Genomic DNA, 6,000 nt, shown 5'->3' with positions numbered 1-6,000 from the left:
CCTGCGAAAGAGGGGCGCATTATACGCACCAATCCGAATCGCACAAGCCCCAAATTACATTATTTTTACACTTTCTTTAACGCCGGCTAAATCGGGCAAAAACCGACCACACAAACGCGCAAACCACAGGCACAAAAAAGGCGACTTGTGCCGCCCTTACTCGCAACCTGGTGTGCCAGTTAGGCGTCGGGCTTAGACGACTTGCTCCGACTACTCCAACGCAGCACCATAACGGTGGCTGACGGCAGGGTGGTAAGCGTCACCAGAGTAGCCCCAACAATACCAGCCATGACAATCACCCCCACTCCACGATATAACTCGCTGCCCGCACCGGGCAAAAACACCAGCGGCGCCAGGCCAAAAATAGTCGTAACAGACGAGATGGCAATGGGACGCAGGCGTGACTGCACCGCCTCGCGCACAACTTCGACACACTCCATACCCGACTGCTCTACATTTTCGATGGCGCGGTGCACAATCAATATCGGGTTATTGACCACGGTGCCCATCAAAATCAAAAAGCCGAGCATGGAGATCATATCAAACGACTGCTGAAAGCCGCCAAGCCCAAGAGCCTGCAGCAACGCCCCCAAACCATTCATTACCGCCAGCCCGGCAATACCGCCGGCAATACCGAGTGGAATTACCGTCATAATAAGCAGCGGATAGCCCCAGTGAGAGAAAATAGCCACCATCAACAGATAGACCACCACCAGAGAAACTAAATAGTTTGAGCTAAGGGATTCACGGGTCGCATCCAGCTGATCGGCCGCGCCGGCGATATTGAGCGACACCCCAGCGGGCACCCGGCCGGTTTCTTTAAGCCAGCCCACCAGCTGCTCACGAACCCGGGCCACACCGGTTTCCAGTGCCACCGAGCGGGGCGGGATAATATTCAAGGTAACGGTTCGGCGGCCATCCACCCTACGCAATACATTGGTATCAACCGTCTCTTCTATTTCGGCCAGCTCCGTCAAAGGCAGTGCACCGCCCGAGGGGGTATAAACTGACAGTTGCGACAGAGTTTCCAGCTCCACACCCGGGCCGCGGTTGCTGTAGAGATACATATCAATTTTATCGTCGCCCTGAAAGTACTCGCTGACAAAGGCGCCGTCGGTTAAGGCAGCCACCGCAAAGCCTATATCTTCCGCGCTCATACCGAGCTCCGCAGCACGCTCCCAGCGGGGCCTAATTTGCAACATGGGCTGCGATAACGAAAGGCTAGAGGGCTGTGTTTGGATGCGGGGACCGTCAAAGATCTCCTCAGCCCGGGCAAGCGCATCGCGAGCGACTTGATAGGCGTCGGCCAGGTTAGGGCTGGATATTTCTAAATTAACACTGCGGGTACCGCCATCATTACTGCTGATGATCGAGCCACGTGAGGCAAAGGCGCGCATCCCTGGATAACTTTCATATTTTTCAACTAGCGCATCCATGAGCGGCTCGATCTGCCCGGGATCTTTTGTCTCCGAGATAATGCGCATACCGCTCGCCGACACCCCAAGGTTTACATACTTCATCGCCGGGACTTCCGTCTCGCCGCGCGCGAACGCTTCAGGCTCATCATCCACAAACGGCATAAAGTAATCCTGCACCTCTAAGGCAATCTGCTCCATGGTCTCAAGGTTGTAACCCGGTGGCGCATTCATCGAGGCAAAGGTTTTTGCCTCTTCCCCCTCTGGCAGGTATTCGGCCGGAGGTGTCAGCAACAGCACAATAGCGCCGCTGGCAAGCACCGTTAACAACAAACAGCTGATACGCCGCCTAGATGTGGCAAACAACCAGGACAACTTATCGGTCAGCACGCGGCGCCAACGCGTGTCATGATTTTTTGAGTGCAATGACAAACGCGCGCTCGCGGTAGGAATCACCGTAATCGCCACCAGCATCGAAACAAAAATAGAAGCGGAGATCGCGATGGCGATATCGGAATAAAGCTGACCCGCCTCTTCGGCGATAAACACCACGGGCAAAAACACCATAATCGTGGTCAGCGTCGAGGCAAGCACGGCCGGCCAAACTTTTTTAACCCCCTCGACCGCCGCCTGCATTCGTTTTAAACCCCGCTGGCGCTCGAGCTCGATACTCTCGAGCACCACAATGGAGTTATCCAACGTCATGCCAATGGCAAAGGCCACCCCGGCAAGAGAGATCACATTAATCGTGCGACCTGCCGCCAACAGGCCAATAAACGCTGCAATCGTACAGATAGGAATACCGACAACACCCAAAGCTGTGGCGCGAAACGAGCGCAAAAAAGCGTACATAATGGCGGTGGCCAACAGCGCCCCGAGCACTAAGTTCTTCCACACATTAATGATCGAGTCATTCACATAAACCACATCATCGGCGGTGCGCTCGAGAATCATCCCCTCGGGCTCGAGCAGCTCGCGATTAATGCTCTCTACCTCGGCCATCATGGCCTCTTTAATGGCCAACACATTCGAGCCACTTTCACGGCGCACCGATAAACTAATAACCGGCTTGGTATTCACAAACGACTTATCGCGAATTTTAAAATGATCAAAACGCACTTCGGCCACATCTGCCAGACGGGTCACGCTGTCACCGTCGCGCTTAACAATAAGCGCTTCCAGCTCTTGTACCGAATCGAACCGCCCCAGAGTGCGCAACAGGTAACGCCGCTTACCACTGGTCACCTCGCCACCAGAGATATCGCGATTGCGTAAAGAGATAGCCGTGCGCACATCCGCCAGCGTCAACTGACGCTGGGCCAGTGCATCGGGATTAAGCCGAATCTGTACCTGCCGCTTAGCACCGCCACCGACACTGATCTCGGACACACCCGGCACGCTAGACATGCGCGGGCGCACATTGTCCTCGATATAATCACGCATCATGTCCATATCCAGCCCACGGGGGTTACCATCCAGCGGCGAGATACGAAAATACATAAACGAATTGGCGGAGAATGAGGTGGCGTATACCTGCGGTTCATCCACATTCACCGGATAGGAAGGCACCTGAGTTAGAGCGTTGTTTACCCGAATTAAGGTCTCGGTTATGTCTACCCCAAACGGAAACTCCAGCTCGATACTCGCCTGCCCCAGGCTAGCCGACGAGGTAATTTCCTCTAGATACGGGATATTACGCAGGTATTCCTCTTGCTCGATCAGGATCTCTTTTTCCACATCCTGAGGCGTTGCACCGGGCCACTGGGTGCGAACACTGATGGTGCGTACCTCTAAGTCGGGGATCATTTGCACCGGTATGCGCAGCGCCGCCAGTATCCCCAACACACTGATAATTAACACCGTAACGGTGACCAGAATTCCGTGGCGAACAATGCCCTCAAACATAGTCTGGCCTCACTCAGTTGGATTGACTAGAGCGGCGCAGCTGAACGCGCTGCCCCTGTTGCAGCGCCTCGTTGCCACGGGTCACCACCACCTGCCCGCGACTGAGCCCTTGCGTTATCTCAACCCGTCCGGCAAAAGCCACCCCCGGCGTAACCTGCACCTCGGAGACAGCCACCTCATTACCAAAATTATCCGACTCGGCCACCCACACCACGGTGCGGCCATCCGGGTAGCGCAACAATGCATCCCGCGGGACAGTGACCGAACGGCGCCCGGTATCAAGATTAAGGGTGGCCGACACCGCCATGCCGGGAATGGATTGCGGGGCCTCATCCGGCAGCGATGCCCGCAGCAAAAAGGTGCGAGCCCCTGGGCGACTGAGCGGCACCTTGCGAAGATTTAAAGCGGTAAAGGTGTCGGTCGGCGCCGAGTCTAATGTCATTGCTAGCCGGGCCTGCTGGTTAATACGATGAAAGTATCGCTGGGGCACCTGGAAATCGACCCGCAACTGCTCAGTGGATACCAACTCAAGCAAAGCGGTGCCCGGCTCTACCCACTCGCCCACATCGGTGTACTTAACACTCACAGTGCCGGCAAAAGGCGCCGTCAGGCTATGCTTTTTTAGCCGCGCTTGCGTCAGGGCGCGATCGGCCTCCGCCACCTGCCGGTCGGCACGGGCACTGGCGAGGGCAGCCTCGCGGGCGCCCACCTCGGTGGCGGCAATATTGTGCTCGCGGACCAAATCCCGAGCCTCAGCTAATAACCGCTGCGCCTCGGCCTCTTGCGCCCGAGCCCGAGCCACATGAGCCTCGGCCCCGTCCAGCGCCAGCCGTGTAAGCTCTGAATCCAGCTGCAACAGCGGCTCGCCGGCCGCTACATGATCCCCGGCATAAACATCAACTCGCTTGACCACTCCGCTGACCTCGGCCGATAGCGACGCCAGCTGCAGTGCCGTGACAGAACCGGTTAAGGGTACCGGCTCGATGATGGCCTCAGGCTGCACCACCACCGCCTCGACGGTGACCTGCGCACGGCTAAAAGCCGCCGCCAGAGTTAGCAGTGCCAAAACGCCAAAAACGCAGGGCCAACGCACCGCTCGCTGAATGATCATGGTCAATATCCCCAGAGAGTTGCTGCTTCAATGCGGCGCAGCGCACTCAACTCAATCAAACGAGAGGCGCTGCGACTCAGACACTCAGCATACACAGCTTTAGCAAAGGGATAAAACGGCCAGCTCCGGTCGGAGCTGGCGCAGAGGGCTTAGCCTATCTGGAACAGGTGATACTTCTTCTTACCCAGCTTGGTTACATAAAAGCGGCCAAACTTGGCGCGCTCGGCAGCAAAACACGCCGCCGCATCGAGGTTTTCTTCAAAGCTGATCGCCGCACCGTTTATAGTCACAGCGCCGCGCCCCAAAGCATCTTTTACTTGCTTGCCAGAGGCGGCCATCTCGGCATCCACCAGCCACTGGGTAAGTGTTTTTTCACCCAGTTGATCGCGCGCAAGCTCAGACGAAGGCAAACCATCCAACTTCAGCTGCTCCAGATCCGACTCGCCCAACTGATCCAAGCTGCCGGAAAACAGCGCCTCAGTAATACGCTCGGCCGCCTGTAAACCTTGCTCGCCATGAATCAGTGCCGTCATTTCCCGGGCCAATACGCCCTGAGCCTGAGGCCGCCCCTGAGCCGCCTTGTCCTCTTCCTCAATAGCGGCAATATCGGCCAACGGCAGGAAGGTGAAATAGCGCAAAAACTTATAAACATCGGCGTCGGCAGTCGCCAACCAGAATTGATAAAAAGCGTACGGTGACGTTTTTGCAGGGTCTAGCCACACGGTGCCGCTCTCAGTTTTGCCAAACTTGGTGCCATCGGATTTAGTCACCAAAGGCAGCGTCATGCCGTAGGTTTCGCCGCTGTACATGCGGCGCGCCAAATCGATACCGCCAGTGATGTTGCCCCACTGATCCGAGCCGCCAATCTGCAGCGTGCAATTGTAACGCTTGAAGAGCTCGGCAAAATCGTAAGACTGCAACAACATATAGGTGAACTCGGTAAACGAGATGCCCGCCCCTTCCCGGTCAAGACGCTGCTTTACCGACTCTTTGTTAATCATGTTGTTAACGGAGAAGTGCTTGCCCACATCGCGCAAAAAGTCGAGCACATTCATATCGCCGACCCAATCGAGGTTATTGACTACCTCGGCGGCGTTGTCGCCGCTGTCAAAGTCGACAAAGCGGCTCACCTGAGCCTTGAGCTTATCGGTCCAGCCGGCAACGATATCCGGGGTGTTGAGCTTGCGCTCGGCGGCCTTAAAGCTAGGATCACCCACCAAGCCGGTGGCACCACCGACTAACGCAATAGGTTTGTGGCCGGCTTGCTGAAAGCGCTTGAGGGCCAACAATGGCACCAAGTGACCGATGTGCAGGCTGTCGGCGGTGGGATCAAAGCCACTATATAAAGTGCGACTACCGGATGCCAAATAGTCCGCCAGCACATCGCCACCGGTGGTCTGTGCAATCAACCCGCGTTTTTGCAGGTCGTCAAATAGCGAAGCATCGATCGTCGTCATGAAACCACTCACCCGATTAGTCTGTATTAAAGAATCACGAACACGGCGCCACGCCGTGCCAATAGGCGGGCAAAGATACCCGAACCGGTCACAAAAACAAACCCCGAGCGCT

3 protein-coding genes are annotated in these 6,000 nt (G+C 56.2%); all 3 read right to left on the bottom strand.

Annotated elements, in window-relative coordinates; translation table 11 throughout:
* Nucleotides 1-179: 179 nt before the first annotated feature.
* Nucleotides 180-3,320: an efflux RND transporter permease subunit gene (locus AAC019_RS15415; protein WP_339900058.1), complete on the bottom strand. Its 3,141-nt coding sequence runs from the start codon at nt 3,318-3,320 to the stop codon at nt 180-182.
* Between the two features lie 13 nt (nt 3,321-3,333).
* Nucleotides 3,334-4,431 carry an efflux RND transporter periplasmic adaptor subunit gene (locus AAC019_RS15410; RefSeq protein ID WP_339900057.1) on the bottom strand — a complete coding sequence of 366 codons (1,098 nt, stop codon included), beginning with the start codon at nt 4,429-4,431 and terminating at the stop codon, nt 3,334-3,336.
* A 149-nt stretch (nt 4,432-4,580) separates the two neighbouring features.
* Nucleotides 4,581-5,888: a tyrosine--tRNA ligase gene (gene tyrS / locus AAC019_RS15405; RefSeq protein WP_339900056.1), complete on the bottom strand. Its 1,308-nt coding sequence runs from the start codon at nt 5,886-5,888 to the stop codon at nt 4,581-4,583.
* Nucleotides 5,889-6,000 lie beyond the last annotated feature (112 nt).

Origin of the sequence: uncultured Gilvimarinus sp., from assembly GCF_963975215.1 — a bacterium.
Lineage (GTDB): Bacteria > Pseudomonadota > Gammaproteobacteria > Pseudomonadales > Cellvibrionaceae > Gilvimarinus.
Note: the sequence above shows the minus strand (reverse complement) of the source record. Positions and strands in the feature narration are given on the sequence as shown.